Source organism: Bacillus sp. ISL-35, from assembly GCF_018613355.1.
In the GTDB taxonomy this organism is placed as follows: Bacteria; Bacillota; Bacilli; order Bacillales; family Cytobacillaceae; genus Mesobacillus.
Genome location: NZ_JAGGQK010000002.1, coordinates 192,400 through 213,989, shown reverse-complemented (window position 1 = coordinate 213,989; position 21,590 = coordinate 192,400). Strand labels below are relative to the sequence as shown.

The window sequence follows — 21,590 nt, the reverse complement described above, 5'->3', positions numbered from 1 at the left end:
AGCGATGAATTGCTCTAAGAACTCTTTTTCCTGTGGCTGGCCGTTGTTACTGAAAATCTGAAAGGGAAGGGATGCTCCCTTCCCCCCATCCTGATCCTATTTTTTCAGCCACCATTTGGAGATTTCATAAAAATCATCCTTCGCGTGGAATACATAGCCTTCCAGATTTGCCGGCATGACCCTGTGGACATTTGGATAGTACAGGAATGTGTATGGCTGGTCTTCTGCCAGCATCTTATAAATTTCAGCATACGCTGCTTTGTACTCATCCTGGTCAAGGATCTGCTTCGCTTCTTCCATCAGCTTATCTGCCTCAGGATTTGAGTACCAGACGAAGTTCAAGCCTTCTTTCATCTGGCTAGAGTGGAAAATGTCATACTGATCCGGGAATGTTGACAGGCTCCATCCTAGTACAAGGGCGTCGTAATTCCAGTTTGGCGCAGAGATTTGCTCGATGAACGCGCTCCATTCAACAATTTCCGGCTTAGCTTCGATTCCGACTTCCTTCAGCTGCTCTTGAAGAACAACGACAATGTCTTCCCTAACTTTATTACCCTGGTTTGTTTTTACCGTGAAAGAGAATTTCTTGCCGTCCTTATCGAGGATTCCATCACCGTCTGTATCCTTCCAGCCAGCTTCAGCAAGCAGTGATTTTGCTTTCTCGACATCATATCCAAATTTCGGTACATCGTCATTGTAAGCAAATGAAAGTGGGCTTTCTGGAACATCAGCGACTTTACCATCACCGTTCATGACAGATTCAACGATTGCTTCCCTGTCGATCGCGTGTGTAATTGCCTGACGGACTTTCTTATCTTTGAACAGATCATTCTTCTGGTTGTATCCCAGATAGGTGTAAGAAAGAGCAAGACCTGACTCAACCTTCACACCAGGGAATGACTTGACTGTTTCAATGTCAGTTCCAGGGACACCAGCGGCAAAATGAATATCTCCAGCCTGGATTTGCGCGATCATGGCATCCATATCTGGAACGATTTTATAGGTGAGCGTATCAAGATATGGACGGCCTTTGAAGTAATCATCGAAGGCTTCAACCTTTACGTACTCTCCGTCTTTCCATTCAACGAATTTGAATGGACCAGTACCAATTGGCTTTTTCGTATTGAATTCATGCTCACCAAGCTCGGCAACAGGTACATCTTTAAGGATGTGTTCTGGCAGGATATAGTAGCTCAGTGAAACCGGATAGAAAGAAGCATCCTTCTTGCTCAGCTTGAACTCGACAGTATAATCATCAATTTTTTTGACAGATTCCATTGATTCGAAAGCTGATCCGCGCTCACCATTATAATCCGGGTCTTTCGGTATGCTGAAGGTGAACACGACATCATCCGCTGTGAACTCTTCTCCGTCATGCCATTTGATTCCCTTTTTCAATTTGGCGGTGAATGTCAGCCCATCTTCAGAAATATCAATTGACTCCGCCATGCTCATGGTCGGATTGAATTCCGTATCAGAAGATACTAGGCTGTCATAAATGAAGCCTTCAATGTCAGAGCTTGATGTATCAGTTGAATATAGCGGGTTGAAGACGGTAGGCGCACCAGTGGAACCAATGATTAAATCCCCGCCCTGCTGCGGACCTGATGCCAGCTCTTCTTCTTTTTTGCCATCATCTCCAGGCGTTTCTTTCGGATCCTCCGCTTGATTTCCTGTACAAGCTGTCAGGAAGATCGACAGGATCAGGGTAAGGCTGATTAATAACCAGGAAGCTTTTCTTAATTTCACATTTTTTCCCCCTTAAATTTTTTTACTGGTTTTCTAGACATGCAGAAAGGTGTTCCTATCTCCCCCCTTCAAATCCTGCCCCTGCCCTATGTATATAGATGGCAGGCAACATAATGATTTTTATTGACTTCTTTGACTTCGGGATCCATCTGTCTGCACAGGTCAAATGCAGCTGGACACCTTGTATGGAATACACACCCTTTGGGCGGATTCGACGGACTGGGGAGCTCGCCTTTCAAGATGATGCGCTCACGCTTCATGACGCCTTTCTTTCTTGGAACCGGAACAGCTGACAGCAGTGCCTGTGTATATGGATGGAGCGGTTCTGAATACAGGTCTTTTTTGGAAGCGAGTTCCATCATTTTCCCTAAATACATGACACCAACCCTGTCACTTATATGTCTGACAACGCTCAGGTCATGGGAGATAAAAATATAAGTAAGTCCAAACTCCTCCTGGAGATCTTCCATTAGATTAATGATCTGGGCCTGTATGGAAACATCCAGTGCCGAAACTGCTTCATCGGCTATAATCAATTCCGGGTTCAATGCCAGTGTTCGGGCTATTCCAATTCTCTGGCGCTGTCCACCGGAAAATTCATGTGGATAACGATTGATAAAGGAAGCATTGAGTCCTACCTTTTCCAATAAGTTCTCCACATGGGTGTCCCTCTCTCTACTCTTATATAATTGATGGGTATCAAGAGGCTCCCTGATGATTGATCTCAATGTTTTTCTCGGATTGAGCGAAGCGAATGGATCCTGGAAGATCATTTGGATATTTTTGCGCACATCCCTTCTCAGTTCACTCTCTGAAAGATGGGAGATATCCTTGCCGTTGAAAATGATTTTTCCATCGGTAGGTTCATAGAGCCGGATAATCGTCCTGCCGACAGTCGATTTGCCGCAGCCTGATTCACCGACGATTCCTAGAGTCTCTCCTTTATTCACCTTCAAATTTATTCCGTCAACCGCTTTTATATGACCAACTGTCTTTTGCAATAGTCCTGCTTTAATAGGAAAGTGCTTCTTTAAATCTTGTAATTCAAGCAAGGTTTCAGAGCTATCTTGAATCGTTTTGTTTTCCACTGAGTCATTTGTTGAGATCATTTCTCCACCTCCTTGCTTTCATGTAAAAAGCACCTTACAGAGCGTGTGCCATATTTCCTGACAAGGTTTGGCATTTCACTGAAACAGCGGTCAAAAGCATGTGGGCATCGCGGCGCAAAACGGCAGCCTTTTGGCAGATTCTCGGGTGAAGGCACATTTCCTTCTATTGACGCAAGCCGTTCATGGTCCTCATCTACAGACGGGATGGAACCCATCAACCCCTCAGTGTATGGATGCAGTGGATTTTCAAACAGGTCCTCGACAATTGCTTCTTCGACAACCTGGCCTGCATACATGACAACCACCCGATCTGCTACTTCGGAAACCACTCCGAGATCATGGGTAATGATCAGGATTGAGGTATTGAACTTTGTACTCAAATCCTTCATCAAGTCGAGGATTTGCGCCTGGATCGTCACGTCTAATGCTGTAGTCGGCTCATCCGCAATCAATAGCTTTGGGTTGCAGCTCATGGCCATCGCAATCATCACCCGCTGGCGCATTCCTCCCGAAAGCCGATGGGGATAATCATTGATAATTTCCTTCGCCCGTGAAAACCCCACGAGTTCCAGCATCTCAATGGCTTTTTGCTTCGCCATCACCTGATTCAATCCCTGATGGTATGTGAGGACTTCCGTTATTTGTTCTCCAATGGTAAGCACAGGATTCAATGAAGTCATCGGTTCCTGGAAAATCATCGAAATGTCATTGCCCCTGATTTTGCACATTTCATCCTCAGTGGCCTTCACAAGATCCTGCCCATCAAAATGGATCTGCCCGTCCACAATTTCCCCGGGCGGGCTAGGAATCAATCGCATGATTGATAGAGACGTAATGCTTTTGCCGGATCCCGATTCTCCCACCAAAGCGACAGTTTCCCCTTTATTGATGACAAGGTCCACTCCGTCCACTGCAGGAATCACGGTCTTTTTTCTTTTAAAATAGGTTTTTAGGTTCTTTAGCTCCAATAAGGCTGTCACGTTTCTTGTACACCGCCCATCCCAAGTAATTAGTAGTAAAAGAATTGACTATCTGCCTGGATAAAACATTCTGATAATTATTAATTATTAGGAAGATGGTACTTTTATTACACTTTCATTACTTTTTTTAAAAGGATGTTTTGGTAGCTATGTTGCTTTCTCAATGAAATTAACGAGCATTGAGGCTAATTCTAGTATGACGGGAGAGGTTTTCATAAAGGTGTCATTGGAATCTGATCAGCAGTAAAAATGCTGCTTAAGTGGGAGGTTGGACACTCTCATAACCGCGAGAGAAGGAATGAATAGCCTGATAAAACCCTTAACGGGATTCTTATGGGCAAAGGAGGATTTCTGGGCAAAAAAAAACAGAAACCCACTAGCTAAAAAGGGTTTCTGCTTCTGTTAGGAGGGATTTCCTCCGATATTATTAAGCATCGTATTTTCTGAATGCGATTGTTGCGTTGTGACCGCCAAAACCGAGTGAATTGCTGATCGCTGCGTTTACTTGCTGGCTGCGTGCTGTATTTGGCACATAATCAAGATCACATTCCGGGTCTGGTGTCTCTAAATTAATTGTCGGCGGGAGAATTCCTTCTTTTAAAGCCAGGACGGTGAAAATGGCTTCGATCCCTCCAGCAGCTCCCAGTAAATGGCCTGTCATCGACTTGGTTGAACTGACTGCCAGCTTGTATGCCTGTTCGCCAAAGACAGACTTGATGGCCATTGTTTCGTATTTATCATTATACTCGGTGCTTGTTCCATGTGCATTGATATAACCAACTTCTTCTGGTGCAAGACCAGCATCATCAAGGGCCATTTTCATCGCTCTTGCCCCGCCTTCACCTTCTGGAGCCGGTGCGGTGATATGGTATGCATCTCCGGTTGCCCCATAGCCGACGATTTCTGCATAGATTTTTGCTCCACGGGCCAGTGCGTGTTCCAAATCCTCCAGAACGACAATCCCCGCTCCTTCACCCATGACGAACCCATCACGGTTTTTATCGAACGGCCTGCTTGCTTTCTGTGGGTCATGATTTGTCGATAAGGCGGTATTTGCACAGAATCCAGCAAAAGACATTTTTGTTATTGGTGCTTCTGCTCCGCCGGTTACCATCACATCAGCGTCACCGCGCTGGATAACCTTGAAAGCATCACCGATTGAGTTTGTCCCAGTCGCACACGCTGTGACTGTACATGAGTTAAAGCCTCTTGCACCCAGAGTGATCGATACCTGCCCTGTTGCCATGTCAGGAATCATCATTGGCACGAAAAATGGGCTGACCCTGCGGTATCCTCTATTCATGAATGTTTCATGCTGCTGCTCAAATGTTTCCATCCCGCCGATTCCCGATCCGATCCATACACCGACTCGCGGAGCATTCTCATCGGTAATTTCCAGCTCGGCATCTTTTACAGCCATCAAGGATGCGGCAACAGCATAATGTGTGAAGCGATCCATCTTCCTGGCATCCTTGCGGTCTATAAAGTTTTCAACATTGAATTCTTTTACTTCCGCTGCGACCTTTGCCGGGAAATCATCGGCATTAAGTCTGGTGACCGGGCCGATTCCCGAAACACCTTCCACGATATTTTTCCAGGTAGTTTCTGCATCATTTCCGAGGGGCGTGACAGCCCCGATTCCAGTAACTACGACTCTGCGTTTCTCCATCATTTATTGCATCTCCTTTATCTGATCTCTTATTTTGATTGTAGTTGTTTGAATTATTTACCCCATCGCATGGCAATCGCGCCCCAGGTCAGGCCCCCGCCAAAGCCAACCATTACCACTACATCGCCATCCTTGATTTTACCAGCTTCAAGTTCTTCAAAAAGCGAAATTGGAATGGAAGCGGCAGATGTATTACCGTACTTATGGACTGTTTTTGACATTTTCTCGATAGGAAGCTCAAGTCGCTGGCGCGCAGACTCCATGATCCTGATATTTGCCTGGTGGGGAATCAGGAAATCGACATCTTCTTTTGAAAGCCCGGCTTTTTCAAGTACATTGATGCTGCTCTCACCCATTTGCCTTACCGCAAACTTGAAGACTTCCCGGCCATTCATGACAATATAGTCGTCCTGATATAGATACTTTCCACCGGTTCCGTCAGAACCCAATTCAAACGAGAGTACTCCTTTACCGTCTGAAACTGGCCCCATCACTACGGCTCCGGCACCATCACCAAAAAGTACAGCTGTATTCCGGTCATTCCAGTCCGTGATTTTGGAAAGTTTCTCAACCCCTACTATTAACACATACTTATAAGTGCCCGCTTCGATAAATTGCTTCGCGGTTACCATCCCATACATGAATCCGGCACATGCGGCACTCAAGTCCATTGCTGCAGCCTTCTTTGCACCAAGCTGCTCCTGGAGCATGCATGATACCGTTGGGAAAGGCTGATCCGGCGTAACTGTAGCCACCAGGATAAGGTCAAGTTCTTCAGCAGAGATCCCAGCATTTTTGATGGCCTCTGCTGCAGCACGATAGGCTAAATGAGAAGTATCCATATCATCATTTGCAATTCTTCTTTCTTCAATCCCCGTCCTTGAGCGAATCCACTCATCCGAAGTGTCCATTTTCTTTTCCAAATCAAGGTTTGTTACTACATTTTCAGGCAAGTACCGCCCAACCCCAGTTATCCCTGCATTCATGGGATCCATCTCCTTTATCCTTTGGATTCTGTCTATTAAGAGCAATTAATTATTATCAATTATTATGACTTGGTACTAATTTTAGCAGATAATGCTCTCCTACTGCAACTGAAAAATAAGAATTCCACTTTTGACCCAGTCCATATGACCAGATTCTTCATAGACTGACAGTGAAGACATTATGTCTCAAAATAGCCAAGTGCCAGCCGCCAGTTTGCACTATATTCATGTATAAAGAGATAGAGAAAGGTGGGAATGAAAATGGAGGATGAAAGAGCTAGAGACCTGTTTGGTTTCAAGCTCAGAACAAGTGAACAAGACGTCAGCGCTGAGACCGGACATGATTTCGATCATTTTGACCACTTCATGTTTGGAGGTCAGAAGAACATAGACGAAAGTAATGACCATCCAGCCGAGCCTTTTTCCCCTTTAAGCAAGTACCTTGATCATATTGATTTAGATGAAGTGATGTACCATGTTGATACACTGATCACATCAGCCAGAGAGCTCAAGCCCCTTTTGGGCAAAGTAAAGCCTTTTTTTGACCAGATTATTGATAAAAATAAAAGCTGAGGCATGCCTCAGCTTTTGTTGTGATCTATTCCTTTGCAGCGTCTGCTTTCCCCAGTTCATATGCTTCGTTCATTACATTTGTGAACAAGGTGAAAAACGGCTGGAGATTGTCCATTGTCATCTCGATGCCTGCTTCTTGCAGTTTCTGCTGGGCTTCCGGCAGATACTTCATGGCGATTTGCATGAATTCCATTGTTTTGTCATTATTTTGCATGTTCTTTGCCTCCTATAGTCTTGAATCATTGGTTAGGTAATTTGCCTGTGTTTTTATAAGTATTGATATAAGTATTCAACTTTTTACGGTATTCTGAATCGACATCAGGGCTGAATTTGCCAAGGGTAATCACCCCGTCCTGAAAATCGAATGATAAATTGCCAGATTCAAGATTGCCGTTATTGTACTTCTCAGCCGTTAATTCATACAAATCGTCAACATGCTGGACAGTGCTTGTCAGAACGGTCGACTCACCGAAATCGGACTGGTCGGAAATATAGCCAATTACATAATTGCCGCTGTCCTTCACTTTTTCGATAACGGGAACATTATACCCGTCCCCGGCAGGATAAATGACATCCGCGCCATCGCTCAAAACTTCATCGAGAACTTCCAGCGCTTTCTCTTGATCATCCCAGTGACCAACAAAGCGGATGTCGACCTTCATATCCTTTTTCTCAAAAATGGCCCCATCATAAAAACCTTCGACTTCAGGCTGCCATTCATACGCCGCAATAATACCGACCTTGCCGGTTTCAGACATATGGCTCGCGACCATCCCCCCAAAGAATCCCATGGCATATCCCTCAAAGTTCAGGCTGGTCGTATTCTTCTTCCGGGAATCGCCATTGAAACTGATGAAATGGATTTCAGGATATTTCTCAGATATCTTATTGAAAAAGGCAGCGTACTCATTCCCATGGCCATAGATCAGGTTCACACCTTTACGGTCGAACTCCTTGACAGCTTCTTCTACGGCTTCTTGGGAATTCATACCTTCCTTAAAAAAAACATCAACCCCCAGACGGGTCTGGATTTGCAGAAGACCTCGATATCCCTTCGTCCCCCACACCTGATCATCAATAGTTTCAGGCACCAGCAGACCGACTTTCTCCACCTTCCCGGATGCAAGAGGTTGTCCGCATCCTCCAAGCAAAAGAAGGCTTAACAATATCAGCCCGAAACGTTTCAGCATCCGATGCATCTCCTTTATGCGCCACTGTTCTTATTCTATATGATCCTGCAGTGTTCGCTTATTAAAATGGAACCGATAAAAGAATCTTTTACCATTTTACTCTGTGGCGTATCGTTTGAAAAGTGATTTATAGAAAATCCCTTTAGACTCTGCTGTCCTGTATCCGGGAATACTGCTCCCTTTGTTTGCCCAACCCTCTTCTGACTTGCTCGTTTTTCCCCACTTTTTTGACCTTAATGGACTCTTTTACCTTTGATTTTACAAACCGGCTTTCAGGCACTGCGAAGTCCTGGCCAAGCAGTTCCCTGGCACATTCTTTCCAACTGTCAGGTTGTCCGCTCGTCAATATATACTGCCCTTGTTCGCCCGATTCAGCCATTTTTCTAATGCAGTTCACTGCATCATCAATATACAAACAATCCTTCGTCCATTCCCAAGGATCGATTTCGGGAATTTCTCCTCTTTCTCTTGATGTATGATTCATCGCTTTTTGGAAAAAACACTTTTCAGGCTGCCATGGCCCATAAATAGTCGGCAAATAAATGACCAGAACAGAAGACTTAGCCCTGTTGAGAAACTGGTCCAATCCAGACTCCGTTTTTTCCATCTTCACATTTTCCTGCGCCAAATATGCAGGTAGGAGCAAAACTGTCCGCAGTTTCTTACAATGCCGAGCCTCAAGTTTAGATAAAATCATCTCTAGATCCTCTGCTGTGCGATCCTGATGGAGGAACGCTTCAAACAAAGTGACAAACAAGGAATCAACTCCTTCTTCACCCTGCCACTCCACTAGATTGATTTCTGAGAAGTTGGCATTCCTGCCAATTTCCAAACGCTTTTCTTCTGTATAATCATCCTCTTTTTCACCCGCCGGATGGATTCCTGCCACTTCAATGCCCATATCGAGCAAATGCCGACAAAGACTATACCCTACAAAATCATATACACCAACAATAGTTGCCCTTTCCATGTTGATTCCTCCTTGCAAATACTCTCTTGTATCCTATGAATCTAATATTGAAAATATTTGCAAGGAGTTATAGGACGTGCTCATGTTTGGACAGAAATTGGACGATTTGGAATCCTAACTGCAGTTTTTTTTCTGGCAGAACGTAACTTATGGTAATAGGCAAACTGTCTTTTTCCCAATCAACGGATAAATCCTTAATGACATTCGATTGTTTATATGCTCTGTTACCAGACAAAACATGGATGATCTTCACCGGTGTTTCTTTATTAAATCCTTCGGAACCTGACTCTTCATCATGAAGTCGCTGAAGAAGATTCTCGATATCCGTTTCGTATGCGGCTTCTAGTTCTGCAATAAGCTTTTTATAAAAAAACTTGTTCTCTTTTTCCTGTTCCAGGTGGGCACTTAATGAAAGGATTGGATTGATCAGTACCAGAGACCTGATCTTATTATCACTGTTGGCTAGAATTTTCATTGCCACGAGTGCCCCCATTCCCTCTGCTACGATATGGAAGGATGGGTTCAAAATTTCGTTGCGGACAATATGAGTGCACAATCTCATCGCCAAATCGACAGCCTTCTCACTTCCCCAATGCCTGCCGTATAGATTTGAGTAAAACACAGTATATCCGTCATTTTTCCAAATGTTCAGCATTGAACGTTTACCTTCATTCTGTGTCCAAAAACTGCTGCTGCCATTCACAAAATGTCTTTCATCTCCAATTGCCAGGATACCGAAACCATTGGGTCGTTCAGGATAATGGATTACATTCCATTCGGTATCCAGTTTAAAGTTCCGGCTCTCCACACTACCAACCCCTTCCCTATAGATTATTCATATTACTGTATGTTATTTAACAGGAAATGAACGGGAGTTTGCCCATTTTTCTCATTAAACCTTAAAATCGTCACAATAGGCTTTTATCATTAAGCAAAAATATCAAATAAGCCTGAATTCCAGCTACATCTATATAATAATTCCTACAGGCGGGAAAATCGATTGATTACATGAAAACGCTTTTCATTTTATTTAAATATTATTTATAATTTGAATGGCTTGTGGTAAGATGAGAAAAGATTTAATAATGTAAGAGGTGAAAATCGTGAAATATTTCTGGACTTTATTCTGGACATTCCTTCTTGTTCTAATGCTGAATTATGTAGCCGGCGCAATGATTGGCGTTGGATTGGACCTGGCTCAAAGCACGATCCTGGCTGTTGTGGCAACCATTATCATCCTGGTGATTCCTGCAGTCCTTCCTGGCGGTTCCGAAGAGAAGCACGGTCATTAAAGTACATAAAAAAGTCATCCTGCTGGATGACTTTTTTCATTGTTATTCTACTTCCAACTCAATATCCCCATTTTCAATTCCAATTTCCACCTTGCTTTTTTCTTTGATCCTGCCAGCGATAATTTCTTTTGCAAGCTTTGTTTCCACGCTTCGCTGGATGAATCGCTTCAACGGTCTGGCACCATAAACAGGATCGAAACCATGTTCAGCTAAAAACTCTTTGGCTTCATCGGTAATATTTAGCTGTATTTGCTGGTCTGCCAGTCTTCCCTGCAGCGTCGAAACCAACTTTCCGACGATCATTTTGATTTCACTCAATGCAAGCGGCTTGAACAAAATGATTTCATCGACACGATTCAGGAATTCAGGACGGAAATGGCTGCGCAGCTGGGACATGACCAGGTCCCTTGTTTCCGAAGTGATATCTTCAGCGCCGTCCTGCCGCTCAAGCAAATAGTGCGATCCGATATTGGATGTCATGATGATCACTGTGTTCTTAAAGTCGACTGTTCTTCCCTGCGAATCGGTTACCCTGCCATCATCCAGCATTTGCAGAAGGATATTGAATACTTCAGGATGTGCCTTTTCCACTTCATCGAGAAGGATGACAGAGTATGGATTCCTTCTGACAGCTTCTGTCAGCTGTCCTCCCTCTTCATACCCGACATATCCTGGAGGAGCTCCGATTAATCTTGAAACTGCATGTTTTTCCATATACTCGGACATATCGATTCGGATGATATGCTCTTCGCTATCGAACAGTGATTGTGCCAGCGTCTTCGCCAACTCCGTTTTTCCGACCCCGGTAGGGCCGAGGAAAATGAATGAGCCAATAGGCCTGTTAGGATCCTTGATGCCCGCCCTTGCCCGCAGGACTGCATCGGCAACTAGAGATACCGCTTCATCCTGTCCGACAACACGTTCATGCAGGATGCTCTCAAGCTTAAGGAGCTTCTCACGTTCTCCTTCAACAAGTTTCATGACGGGGATGCCCGTCCATCGCGAAACAATTCCGGCAATTTCTTCTTCGGTTACTTCCTCACGAAGAAGCCTGTCATCCTGGTTTTTGCTAACTTCCAATTCAAGCTCCTTCAGCTCTTTTTCCAGCGAAGGAATACGGCCATGCCTTAATTCAGCTGCCTTGTTCAAATCATAATCATTTTCAGCCTTTTCCAATTCACGGCGCAGTTTTTCAAGCATTTCACGTTTTTCCTGGACCTTTTGGATTCCCTCTTTTTCCTGCTGCCATCTTGCCTTCATTCCATTCGCTTTTTCCCTCAAGTTAGCGAGTTCCTCGCGGAGAATTTCAAGGCGTTCCCGGCTGGCATCATCTTTTTCCTTTGTCAATGCAGCTTCTTCGATTTCCAGCTGCATGACCCTTCTGGTCACTTCATCAAGTTCGGAAGGCATGGAATCAATTTCCGTACGGATCAGCGCGCATGCCTCATCAACAAGGTCAATCGCCTTGTCAGGCAAGAACCTGTCCGTGATATACCGGTCAGATAATGTGGCAGCAGCAACCAGTGCACGGTCATGGATGTTCACTCCATGGTGGATTTCGAATCTTTCCTTCAATCCCCTTAAAATTGAAACGGTGTCCTCTACGTCCGGTTCTTGTACCAGTACCTGCTGGAATCTTCGTTCCAAGGCGGGGTCTTTTTCAATGTATTTACGATGCTCATCGAGTGTAGTTGCGCCAATGCAGTGAAGCTCTCCACGGGCAAGCATAGGCTTCAGCATATTCCCCGCATCCATTGCGCCTTCTGTCTTCCCAGCCCCTACGATGGTATGGAGTTCATCGATGAACAGCAGGATTTTTCCTTCACTCTTTTTCACTTCATTTAGAACGGCTTTCAATCTCTCTTCAAATTCCCCCCGGAACTTGGCACCTGCAATCAGCGCGCTCAAGTCCAGTGCGAATACCGTCTTATCCTTCAAGCCCTCAGGAACATCTTTACGGACGATCCTCTGTGCCAGTCCTTCCACGATCGCAGTCTTGCCGACGCCAGGTTCCCCGATCAGGACTGGATTGTTTTTCGTTTTCCTGGACAGGATACGTATGACATTGCGTATTTCACTGTCCCTGCCGATTACCGGGTCAACCTTTCCCGAACGGACTTCCTCAACAAGGTCACGCCCATATTTCTTCAACACTTCATAAGTCGCCTCTGGGTTTTGTGAAGTCACTCTCTGATTCCCCCTAACCTCTTTAATTCTTGCCAGCAGTTTCGCTCTGGTTAAGCCTGAGTTCCTCAAGGCAGAGCCTGCCTCAGAACCAGCAGTTTCGAGTGCTGCAAGCAATACATGTTCTACCGACAGATATTCGTCTTCAAACTGTTTCATTTCCTTTTCACCTTGAGCCAAAACCTTTTGCAGTGTCGAGGTAATATATAATTTCCCCTGCTCGACTCCACTTCCTGAAACTTGTGGTTTTTTTGCAAGGAAAGTATTTAAGTCTACTTTATATTTCTCCAGATTCATTTCCAAACCCGTCAATAGGGTGGCAGCCAGGTTGCCCTCTTGTTCTAGTATGGAGAGCAAAAGATGGGTATCGTCCACTTCCTGGTGATTATGTTGAACAGCCAGGGTTTGGGCTGATACAAATGCCTGCTGCAAGCTTTCCGTCATTCTATTCAAATCCAACCCAACCACTCCTTTGACCTTTTTTGACCTTTAATTTAATTATAATAAAATTTTCCAAAAAGTAAAGCCATCCGCACTGGATGGCTTTATTGCTTTTATTTGAATTTCGGCATGTATGTCCAGTGGCGATTATGGTTTGAGTTTTCAGGAAAGCGATCCCCGGCTTTCAGCTTGATTTTTTGCGGGTTGTTGACATTGCTCCCTGTTTCACCGATTTCAATGTAAATACCATTATTAGGTGCCTTTTGACCGGCACGGAACTGATGACTCTGACCCATTTGCCTTCCTCCTTCATAAGTATTCCGGCTTTTATATTATTTGCATACTCAAACAAAGTATTAATGTTTATTTTATCCTTTTAAAAAAAAGGGATATGCTGTACATTAGTTTGTATGGGTAAAAAAATACATGGAGGATCTGAAATTATTATGGAGAATTTTTTTGATTTGCTCAAATACATACTTTTAGGTTTATTCCAGGGAATTACAGAGCCAATACCCGTGTCTTCAAGCGGCCACCTTGAAATTGCCGAGCATTTTTTCGGGCTTGAAATCAGGGGCATGAGCTTTGCCCTTTTGGTGAACACGGCTTCATTATTTGCGGTATTATTCATTTATCGTGAAGATATCTGGCGATTAATTGTCAATGGACTTGCATATCTTAAGGATAAAAATCCCGAAGCGAAATCTGATTTTATGTTTATTATCTACCTGATTGTCGGAACGATTCCTGCAGGAGTGATTGGTGTCCTTTTTGGCGATTTCATCGAGGAAAATTTGGCTTCAATAAAAACTGTCGGCATTACGTTATTGGTGACGGGCTTTGCACTTTGGATGATCCGAAATTTGCGCGGACGCAAAAGTGACGGTGATTTAAGTTTTAAGGATGCGATCATTGTCGGTCTTGCCCAGGCTGTCGCCCTGATACCAGGAATCAGCCGATCGGGTGCTACAATTGTTGCCGCTATGGCTCTTGGAATGAAACAGGAAACAGCATTACGATATTCCTTCCTGTTATATATTCCTGTCAGTGTCGGTGGCATGATCCTTGGATTTTCGGACATTTTACAAGACCCTTATCTTAAGGACCTGGCATTACCGTATGTGTTTGCATTTATCGCTTCACTGATCGCCTCTTACTTTTCTCTAAAATGGTTCATGAATATCATGGCCCGAGGAAACCTGAAGTATTTTGCGATTTATTGCTTTGTTGTTGGCACAGCTGTTATCCTTTTCTCTTAATGAATGTAAAAAGCCGGCTACTTTTTAGCCGGCTTTATTTGTATCTTCTTCTAGTCCTTCAAGATCTCCACCAGCAATGCTTTTTGGGCGTGAAGCCTATTTCCTGCCTGCTCAAAGACCACGGAGTTCTTTCCGTCAATGACATCTGCAGCTACTTCTTCGCCTCGATGCGCGGGAAGGCAGTGCATGAAAAGGTAATCTTCATTTGCTGCCGTCAGCAATTCAGCATTCACCTGGAAATCTTGAAAATCCTTCATTCTTTTTTCGTTTTCGTCTTCCTGTCCCATGCTGGTCCAGACATCTGTATAGATGACATCTGCTGCAGCTACGGCTTCCGCTGGCGATTCAGTAATGACGAGTTTTGCACCACTCTCTGCAGCAAAGCTTTCACAAAGGGATGTTATTTGCGAATCTGGGTAATACCCGTTTGGACATGCAAGCGATATGTCGATACCCACTTTTGTGCAGGCAATCATCAAGGAATGGGCGACATTGTTGCCATCCCCGATATATGCGAGCTTGAGTCCTTCCAGCTTCCCCTTCTTTTCGTATATCGTCATTAGATCGGCCAGCGCCTGGCATGGATGATATAAATCGGTCAATCCGTTAATGACCGGTATATCGGCATGCTGTGCCAGTTCTTCTACGGATTTATGCGAAAAGGTCCGTATCATGATGCCATCCAGGTATTGTGAAAGAACCTGGGCTGTATCGCTTAGCGATTCACCTCTCCCCAGTTGAAGGTCATTGCCATTTAAATATAGAGCGCTGCCTCCAAGCTGGATCATGCCTACTTCGAAGGAGACCCGGGTTCGAGTCGACGATTTATCAAAAATCATTCCGAGGATTTTCCCTTTTAAAGGATGGTCAAATTGTTTTTTGAGCGTCTTCTCTTTGAGGGTCACCGCCTTTTCCATCAATGACAGAATCTCATATTTTTCTAGATGAGCAAGAGTTAATAAATCCTTGCCTTTTAAATTGGTATCAAGCTTCTGCAATGTTGTCATTTTACAATCACTTCCTCATCTTTTTCTATCAGCCATTCCCCCAGGGATTTTACATTCCAGGTTTGCACGGATTGGCTTTTTAACAAAGCATATAAGGTTTCCTTTTGGGTCAAGACGATCTTCCGGTTCTTTACTGCCCACTCCCTTAGAGCGATATCCTCTTTCAAAGTCCCGGGACAATACAAGGCAGCGATTAAGGTTTCATCAGCTACATGGTCGATATCCACAAACTGTGCGGCAGGGTAATCTTTTTCCACTTCAGATAAAATCCTTTTATCAGTAATGGCAATGGTACCCTGGACACTCTTTCCATTTAGCGAATGAAAACTTTTATTGATGGCTTCTTGAAAAGAAGATCCTACACTGATTCCTTCTCCAGTCGATATCATTTGCGGACCTGTTTTGCTATCTAACCCTTTTAAGGCGAAGTTCGAAAATACTGGATGTTTGACACAGATGAAAGATGCATCCGAATCAAGTTTGAGTTCGTCTTTCGACAAAAAGTATTTCCCAAGCAATATTTTTGTCGCTTTTTTCACTAAATCCACTCCGGCAACCTTGCTAACTATTGGCATGGTCCTGCTTGAACGTGGGTTGACTTCCAGTAAATAAACGTCATCACCTTTCACAATGAACTGGATATTCATTAACCCCTTATATTTCAAACTGCTGACGATTCTCTTGGCATAATCTGCCATTCGTTGTTTCGTCTCCGGCGGGAAGCTTTGGGCCGGAATCATACAAAAACTGTCCCCTGAATGGACACCTGTTTTCTCGATATGCTCGATGATCGCCGGAATCAGGATATGCTCACCATCCGCTGCGAGGTCAAGCTCTGCCTCACTGGCTTCAAGATACTGATCAACCAGTATCGGATACTGTATATTTCCTGCTTCCAAAACATTACTAAGCTTCTGGTGGTTATGAATCACGACCATATTCAGCCCGCCAATGACATACGATGGCCTGATCAGTACAGGGTATCCCAGACGCTCGACTGCATTCCGCAATTCTTCTTCGTCCGCAGCTGTCTCGCCTTTTACACGCGGAATCTCCAATTTATCAAGCAGTTTGTAAAATTCATCTCTGTCCTCAAAAACATCTATTGTCCCGGAGGTTGTTCCCAGCAGCTGTACTCCTTCTTCTTCAAGCCCTTTGGCAAGATTTAAAGCCGTCTGCCCGCCGAGCTGTACGATGACTTCATCAATTCCTTCGAGCTCAATTACATTCAAGATATCTTCCAATGCTAATGGCTCGAAATACAGCCTGTCGGAAATCGCAAAATCTGTGCTGACTGTTTCCGGATTGTTATTGATCATGATCGTTTCAATGTCTTCTTCCTTAAGTGCAAAGACACCGTGAACCGAGCAATAATCAAACTCAATTCCCTGTCCGATGCTGATCGGGCCGCTTCCGATGACGAGGACCTTCCGCTTTCCGCCCGAGACCTGCGCTTCATTTTCTCCGAGGTAGCTGGAGTAAAAATAATTGGAAGCCGATTCAAATTCAGCAGCGCATGTATCGACCATTTTGTAAGCTGGGATTATATCATGTTGTTTACGGAGTTCCCGTACAGCTTTCTCCGATACTTTCCATTCTTTTGCAAGGAAGGCATCGCTGAATCCTTTTTCTTTAAAAGTTCTAAGCTCTGAAGCTTTAATGCCTTCAAGGTCATGCTCTGAAATCTTCTTCTCCATCTCAATCAATGATTTGAATTTCGACAGGAAGAACAGATCAATTCTGGTTCTTTTATGGAGAGCCATCATCCCCTCACCTTTGCGCAGCAGTTCCAGCAAAGCAAATATCCGCTGGTCTGTCTGATTGTCTGCAAGTGTGTACAACTCTTCAACGGAATAATCGGCAATAGCAGGCAGCTTTAAGTCCAGGGTTTTGATGTTAAGGGACCTGATTGCTTTGATGAAGGCACGCTCAAAGCTTCTGTCAATCGCCATCGCTTCCCCTGTTGCCTTCATTTGGGTCCCCAGGGTCCGTTCAATTTGCGGAAATTGTTCGAATGGCCATTTAGGGATTTTCACTACTACATAATCGAGCGCCGGCTCATAGCTGGCAAATGTATTGCCCGTTACCGGGTTCTTGATCTCTGCGAGGTTATATCCAACAGCCAGCTTTGCTGCCATACGGGCAATCGGGTAACCTGTCGCTTTGGATGCGAGTGCTGATGACCGGCTGACCCGCGGATTCACTTCAATCAAGTAGTACTTCTTGCTTTCAGGATCAAGGGCGAACTGGATATTGCAGCCACCGACAATACCCAAAGCAGAAATAATTTTAACGGCGGAAGTCCTGAGCATTTGATATTCCCGGTCAGTCAGCGTTTGGGAAGGTGCAACGACGATCGAGTCACCAGTATGGATCCCGACCGGATCAATATTTTCCATATTGCAAATGGCAATACATGTTCCCGCAGAGTCACGCATCATTTCATATTCAATTTCTTTGAAGCCGGCAATGCTTCTTTCCACCAGACATTGGTTGATCGGGCTCTCATTCAATCCCCCCGACACAAGCGCCATTAATTCATCCATGTTATCGGCGATTCCGCCCCCGGTGCCGCCAAGTGTGTAGGCTGGGCGTACAATCAGCGGAAAACCGATTCTTTCTGCAAAAGCAGCGGCTTCTTCCACCTTTTGTACGATTTCGCTTTCAGGCACAGGCTCATTCAGCTTGTGCATCAGGCTGCGGAATGCTTCCCTGTCCTCACCCTGCTTGATGCTCGACACTGAAGTGCCAAGTACTTTCACGCGGTATTTTTCAAGGATTCCTTCTTCACTCAGCTTGAATACCAGATTCAGTCCTGCCTGGCCTCCAAGTGTGCCGAGAATGCCATCAGGCCTTTCTTTTTTGATGATATTTTCTACACTTTCCACTGTCATTGGCTCAAAATAGACTGCATCGGCAAACACATGGTCAGTCATGACGGTGGCCGGGTTATTGTTGGCAAGGATGACGCGGTAGCCTTCCTCCTTCAGGGCGATGCAGGCCTGTGTTCCTGCATAATCAAATTCTGCGGCCTGGCCGATGATGATAGGGCCAGATCCAATGACCAATATTGATTTAATACTTGTATCCTTAGGCATAGCTGACTTCTCTCCGCTTTCTGTATTTGACTGTATTGATGAATTCCTCGAATATGAAGATGCTGTCTTCAGGTCCTGGACTTGCTTCCGGATGAAATTGAACGGTCATCAGAGGCAGTTTCTCATGATAAAGCCCCTCGATGGACTGGTCATTTTTATTAAGGAAACGTATTTTCAGACCTGTATGCACGATACTATCTTGATCGACGGTATAACTGTGATTTTGGGATGACATGAATACTCGGTTTCCTGTCACATCGAATACAGGCTGATTTGCTCCCCGATGCCCAAACAGCATTTTCTTCGTATCCCCTCCGAAAGCAAGGGCCGCCAGCTGATGGCCGAGACAGATTCCCAACACCGGAAAATATTCGGCCACTTTCCTGATCTCAGGGAGCTGATCAATCAACTCTTTCGGATCTCCTGGTCCATTTGATAAAAGCACGCCATCAGGCTTCAGCGCCGAAATTTGTTCAGCGCTATAATCGTAGGGAACGATTGTAACAAGGCATTTTTGTTCAACAAGATAGTCGGCAATCGACTTTTTGAATCCATAATCGACCAATACAATGTGAGTATTGCCCCTTCCAATCGTCACCGGTGACTGGACCGAAACCTCTTTTACTTTCAGGCTGTCTATGGTGTCGCAGCATACATCATTTTCAGGACCGGCTGCCAAAACTGCCGGCATCGTGCCGTTTGCCCGGATGCTTTTCACCAGCTCACGGGTGTCAATATGTTCAAGGATTGGAATATTCCATTTCTCAAGATACTCGGTAAAAGAATGCTGTGCCTCATAATGGTAAGCCTCTTTGGCAGCTTCACTGACAATCACCGCTGCAACATGGGGCTTCTTGCTTTCAAAATCCTCATTATTTATGCCGTAATTGCCAATCAGCGGATAAGTGAACACAATGATTTGATTCTTATAGGAAGGATCGGTCAATACCTCCTGATATCCTGTCATTCCTGTGAAAAAGACAATTTCACCGGCGATTCCCTCTTCAGGAAGCGAACCAAGCAGGGATCCCTTATATGTCTTTCCGTCAGCCAGATGCAAATATCCTTTCATTCGTCACCTCTCCAGTTGAATATTTATTTATTACTTTAAATTTTTATTCATTTATTTTTAAAAAATATACAGCTCTTACGCTGTTACAGTTTGGTTTATTAGGATTTCCTTTATTAGAGATACTGCTTTTTCCAGCTCTTCAGCACTAACATTCAGCGGCGGAAGAAGCCTGATTACCTTTTCCCCTGCCGGCAAAACAATCAATCCCGATTTCCTTAGCTGCATGAGATAAGGCTGGGCTGCAACAGTCAATTCAATACCGGCCATCAAGCCGATGCCCCTGATTTCCTTTACCACTTCCAAACACCCAAGTTCATGATCAAGCAGCTGAAACAAAGTTTCCCCTTTGGCAGATACTTCTTTAAGGAATTCATTCTCAAAGATTATATCCATCACAGCGCAAGCAGCAGCGGTACTGATCGGATTCCCTCCGAATGTTGAACCATGGCTTCCCGGGCCAAAATGTTCTGCAAGTTCCGCTTTACCGACGGCTGCACCAATCGGCAATCCATTACCAAGCCCTTTTGCAACCGTTATGATATCGGGTGAAATCCCAAAATGCTGAAAGGCAAAGGGCTTTCCTGTACGCCCGATCCCCGTCTGGATTTCATCGACAATAAGCAGTATTCCGTTTTCTGTACAGAGTTTGCCAGTTTCTTTAATAAACTCCTCATGAACGACGTGAATTCCACCTTCACCCTGGACAATCTCAATCATGACGGCTGCTGTATCGGAATCAATTTCATTTTTTAGAGCTTCCAGGTCATTGAATGGCAAGTGAACAAAGGTTTCGAGCATATTCCCGAATCCATGCTTGATTTTTTCCTGCCCTGTCGCCGCCATGCCAGCAAACGTACGCCCATGGAAGGATTGCAGGAACGTAATAATCTTCTTCCTTCCAGTGGCTTTTCTCGCCAGTTTTATTGCTGCTTCATTGGCCTCGGCACCGCTGTTGGCAAAAAACACACAATCCAAACCGGAGGCTTTCACAAGTTTCCTGGCCGCTTCCTCCTGGATGCTTTGTGGAAAAAGATTTGATACATGCCAGAATAATTCCAGCTGTTCTTTGATAGCGTGTTCAACAGCTTCAGGGCGATGGCCCAGATTGCATACACCGATTCCTGAAGTGAAATCAAGATATTCACGTCCATCTTTCCCATGAATGACCGACCCGCTTGCTTTCTCTGGCTCAATCTCCCATCTCTGGTAAGTGGGGAATAAATGACTCATTTTAACACTCCTTCCTGTGCGGCAATCGCGGTTCCATGCCAGCAGTTATTTTTATAGAATGGCTTTTTGCCAGAAATGATCATCGCTTTCTCTACACCGGCAGCTGTGGCTGATAATGCTGAATTCACCTTTGGTACCATCCCGCCATAAATGCTTCCATCAGCAATATAGTTTTCTATCTCAAGATCGGTTATTTCGGAGATCAGCTCGCCGTTGATCAAGATTCCATCGACATTGGTCACAAAGGCACAGCGCTCGGCATTCAGAGCTTTTGCGATGGATGCAGCAGCGTAATCACCATTGATATTCAGCTTGCAGCCATCCTCCGAAATTCCGATCGGAGTAATAACGGGAATATAACCCGACTCAACTGCCATCTTGATCAGGTCAGTATTTACCTTGTTGACCTTCCCTACATAACCCAGCCCTTGTTTATCGATATAGTCGGCCTGCAGGCAGGACCCGTCGCTCCCATTAATACCAAGAACCTTGAATCCTTGCTTCATCAAGATGCCGCACAGCTGCCTGTTCGTCTGGCCTGACAGGACCATTTCAACGATTCCCATCGTTTTTTCGCACGTTACTCTAAGTCCATCCTTGAAATTCGCATTGATGTTATATAAATCAAGCATTGAATTGATCGCTGGCCCGCCACCATGGACGATGACCGGATAATATCCGTCTTTCATCAATTCTTTAAGACTCGTAAAGAATGGTTCATCAAGTTCGCCCAGCACACTTCCGCCGCATTTTATGACTACAGTTTCCAAAGAATCCGCCC

At 44.7% G+C, this 21,590-nt stretch carries 19 protein-coding genes; 3 read left to right on the top strand and 16 right to left on the bottom strand.

Annotated features, from left to right (window positions below):
* Positions 1-96: 96 nt before the first annotated feature.
* The 5 genes from J7E38_RS04275 to J7E38_RS04255 form a co-directional block, all read right to left on the bottom strand.
* Positions 97-1,749, bottom strand: coding sequence for a peptide-binding protein (locus J7E38_RS04275; RefSeq protein WP_214704893.1), 1,653 nt, complete (start codon positions 1,747-1,749; stop codon positions 97-99).
* A gap of 86 nt (positions 1,750-1,835) precedes the next feature.
* On the bottom strand, positions 1,836-2,858 hold the full coding sequence (locus J7E38_RS04270; RefSeq protein ID WP_214704894.1) for an ABC transporter ATP-binding protein: 1,023 nt from the start codon (positions 2,856-2,858) through the stop codon (positions 1,836-1,838).
* The gene (locus J7E38_RS04265) at positions 2,855-3,838 is read right to left on the bottom strand and encodes an ABC transporter ATP-binding protein (RefSeq protein ID WP_214704895.1); all 984 of its coding nucleotides are present in this window, start codon (positions 3,836-3,838) and stop codon (positions 2,855-2,857) included. Before J7E38_RS04265 ends, J7E38_RS04270 begins: the two co-directional genes overlap by 4 nt.
* Before the next feature lie 427 nt (positions 3,839-4,265).
* Positions 4,266-5,507, bottom strand: a complete 1,242-nt coding sequence (fabF, locus tag J7E38_RS04260) for a beta-ketoacyl-ACP synthase II (protein WP_214705019.1) — start codon at positions 5,505-5,507, stop codon at positions 4,266-4,268.
* Between the two features lie 53 nt (positions 5,508-5,560).
* Positions 5,561-6,493, bottom strand: coding sequence for a beta-ketoacyl-ACP synthase III (locus J7E38_RS04255; RefSeq protein WP_214704896.1), 933 nt, complete (start codon positions 6,491-6,493; stop codon positions 5,561-5,563).
* Between the two features lie 261 nt (positions 6,494-6,754).
* On the opposite strand from J7E38_RS04255, the gene J7E38_RS04250 reads away from it, so the two are divergent.
* Complete coding sequence (locus J7E38_RS04250; protein ID WP_214704897.1) at positions 6,755-7,066, top strand: hypothetical protein; 312 nt, start codon at positions 6,755-6,757, stop codon at positions 7,064-7,066.
* A gap of 25 nt (positions 7,067-7,091) precedes the next feature.
* Here J7E38_RS04250 and J7E38_RS04245 read toward each other — a convergent pair whose 3' ends face one another.
* From J7E38_RS04245 to J7E38_RS04230, 4 genes are all read right to left on the bottom strand, one after another.
* Positions 7,092-7,280, bottom strand: a complete 189-nt coding sequence (locus J7E38_RS04245) for a ComZ family protein (protein ID WP_214704898.1) — start codon at positions 7,278-7,280, stop codon at positions 7,092-7,094.
* 25 nt (positions 7,281-7,305) lie between these two features.
* The gene (locus J7E38_RS04240; RefSeq protein WP_214704899.1) at positions 7,306-8,256 is read right to left on the bottom strand and encodes a BMP family ABC transporter substrate-binding protein; all 951 of its coding nucleotides are present in this window, start codon (positions 8,254-8,256) and stop codon (positions 7,306-7,308) included.
* A gap of 142 nt (positions 8,257-8,398) precedes the next feature.
* Complete coding sequence (locus tag J7E38_RS04235) at positions 8,399-9,226, bottom strand: NAD-dependent epimerase/dehydratase family protein (RefSeq protein ID WP_214704900.1); 828 nt, start codon at positions 9,224-9,226, stop codon at positions 8,399-8,401.
* A gap of 67 nt (positions 9,227-9,293) precedes the next feature.
* The gene (locus J7E38_RS04230; protein WP_214704901.1) at positions 9,294-10,034 is read right to left on the bottom strand and encodes a hypothetical protein; all 741 of its coding nucleotides are present in this window, start codon (positions 10,032-10,034) and stop codon (positions 9,294-9,296) included.
* Between the two features lie 295 nt (positions 10,035-10,329).
* On the opposite strand from J7E38_RS04230, the gene J7E38_RS04225 reads away from it, so the two are divergent.
* Positions 10,330-10,518: a YjzD family protein gene (locus J7E38_RS04225; RefSeq protein ID WP_214704902.1), complete on the top strand. Its 189-nt coding sequence runs from the start codon at positions 10,330-10,332 to the stop codon at positions 10,516-10,518.
* A gap of 42 nt (positions 10,519-10,560) precedes the next feature.
* On the opposite strand, the gene clpB is transcribed toward J7E38_RS04225, so the two are convergent.
* The gene (clpB, locus tag J7E38_RS04220; protein WP_215038188.1) at positions 10,561-13,161 is read right to left on the bottom strand and encodes an ATP-dependent chaperone ClpB; all 2,601 of its coding nucleotides are present in this window, start codon (positions 13,159-13,161) and stop codon (positions 10,561-10,563) included.
* Positions 13,162-13,256: 95 nt separating this feature from the next.
* Positions 13,257-13,439 carry a YjzC family protein gene (locus J7E38_RS04215; protein WP_079508079.1) on the bottom strand — a complete coding sequence of 61 codons (183 nt, stop codon included), beginning with the start codon at positions 13,437-13,439 and terminating at the stop codon, positions 13,257-13,259.
* A 150-nt stretch (positions 13,440-13,589) separates the two neighbouring features.
* Between J7E38_RS04215 and J7E38_RS04210 the strand changes: the two genes are divergently transcribed.
* Positions 13,590-14,402 carry an undecaprenyl-diphosphate phosphatase gene (locus J7E38_RS04210; protein ID WP_214704903.1) on the top strand — a complete coding sequence of 271 codons (813 nt, stop codon included), beginning with the start codon at positions 13,590-13,592 and terminating at the stop codon, positions 14,400-14,402.
* 50 nt (positions 14,403-14,452) lie between these two features.
* Here J7E38_RS04210 and argF read toward each other — a convergent pair whose 3' ends face one another.
* The 5 genes from argF to argB all read right to left on the bottom strand — a co-directional run bounded on the left by argF (position 14,453) and on the right by argB (position 21,579).
* Positions 14,453-15,409: an ornithine carbamoyltransferase gene (gene argF, locus J7E38_RS04205; RefSeq protein ID WP_214704904.1), complete on the bottom strand. Its 957-nt coding sequence runs from the start codon at positions 15,407-15,409 to the stop codon at positions 14,453-14,455.
* On the bottom strand, positions 15,406-18,507 hold the full coding sequence (locus J7E38_RS04200; protein ID WP_214704905.1) for a carbamoyl-phosphate synthase (glutamine-hydrolyzing) large subunit: 3,102 nt from the start codon (positions 18,505-18,507) through the stop codon (positions 15,406-15,408). The genes argF and J7E38_RS04200 overlap by 4 nt, the downstream gene beginning before the upstream one ends.
* Complete coding sequence (locus J7E38_RS04195) at positions 18,500-19,579, bottom strand: carbamoyl phosphate synthase small subunit (protein WP_214704906.1); 1,080 nt, start codon at positions 19,577-19,579, stop codon at positions 18,500-18,502. The genes J7E38_RS04200 and J7E38_RS04195 overlap by 8 nt, the downstream gene beginning before the upstream one ends.
* Before the next feature lie 75 nt (positions 19,580-19,654).
* Positions 19,655-20,809 carry an acetylornithine transaminase gene (locus tag J7E38_RS04190; protein WP_214704907.1) on the bottom strand — a complete coding sequence of 385 codons (1,155 nt, stop codon included), beginning with the start codon at positions 20,807-20,809 and terminating at the stop codon, positions 19,655-19,657.
* Positions 20,806-21,579, bottom strand: coding sequence for an acetylglutamate kinase (gene argB, locus J7E38_RS04185; RefSeq protein ID WP_214704908.1), 774 nt, complete (start codon positions 21,577-21,579; stop codon positions 20,806-20,808). The genes J7E38_RS04190 and argB overlap by 4 nt, the downstream gene beginning before the upstream one ends.
* Between the last annotated feature and the right edge of the window lie 11 nt (positions 21,580-21,590).

Bases quoted from the DNA above. Each gene is read 5' to 3' on its own strand.
- J7E38_RS04250 (WP_214704897.1), top strand. From the start codon at position 6,755: ATGGAGGATGAAAGAGCTAGAGACCTGTTTGGTTTCAAGCTCAGAACA.
- J7E38_RS04235 (WP_214704900.1), bottom strand. From the start codon at position 9,226: ATGGAAAGGGCAACTATTGTTGGTGTATATGATTTTGTAGGGTATAGT.
- argF (WP_214704904.1), bottom strand. From the start codon at position 15,409: ATGACAACATTGCAGAAGCTTGATACCAATTTAAAAGGCAAGGATTTA.
- J7E38_RS04195 (WP_214704906.1), bottom strand. From the start codon at position 19,579: ATGAAAGGATATTTGCATCTGGCTGACGGAAAGACATATAAGGGATCC.
- J7E38_RS04240 (WP_214704899.1), bottom strand. From the start codon at position 8,256: ATGCTGAAACGTTTCGGGCTGATATTGTTAAGCCTTCTTTTGCTTGGA.
- J7E38_RS04190 (WP_214704907.1), bottom strand. From the start codon at position 20,809: ATGAGTCATTTATTCCCCACTTACCAGAGATGGGAGATTGAGCCAGAG.
- J7E38_RS04255 (WP_214704896.1), bottom strand. From the start codon at position 6,493: ATGAATGCAGGGATAACTGGGGTTGGGCGGTACTTGCCTGAAAATGTA.
- fabF (WP_214705019.1), bottom strand. From the start codon at position 5,507: ATGGAGAAACGCAGAGTCGTAGTTACTGGAATCGGGGCTGTCACGCCC.
- J7E38_RS04245 (WP_214704898.1), bottom strand. From the start codon at position 7,280: ATGCAAAATAATGACAAAACAATGGAATTCATGCAAATCGCCATGAAG.
- J7E38_RS04270 (WP_214704894.1), bottom strand. From the start codon at position 2,858: ATGATCTCAACAAATGACTCAGTGGAAAACAAAACGATTCAAGATAGC.
- J7E38_RS04200 (WP_214704905.1), bottom strand. From the start codon at position 18,507: ATGCCTAAGGATACAAGTATTAAATCAATATTGGTCATTGGATCTGGC.
- J7E38_RS04215 (WP_079508079.1), bottom strand. From the start codon at position 13,439: ATGGGTCAGAGTCATCAGTTCCGTGCCGGTCAAAAGGCACCTAATAAT.
- J7E38_RS04210 (WP_214704903.1), top strand. From the start codon at position 13,590: ATGGAGAATTTTTTTGATTTGCTCAAATACATACTTTTAGGTTTATTC.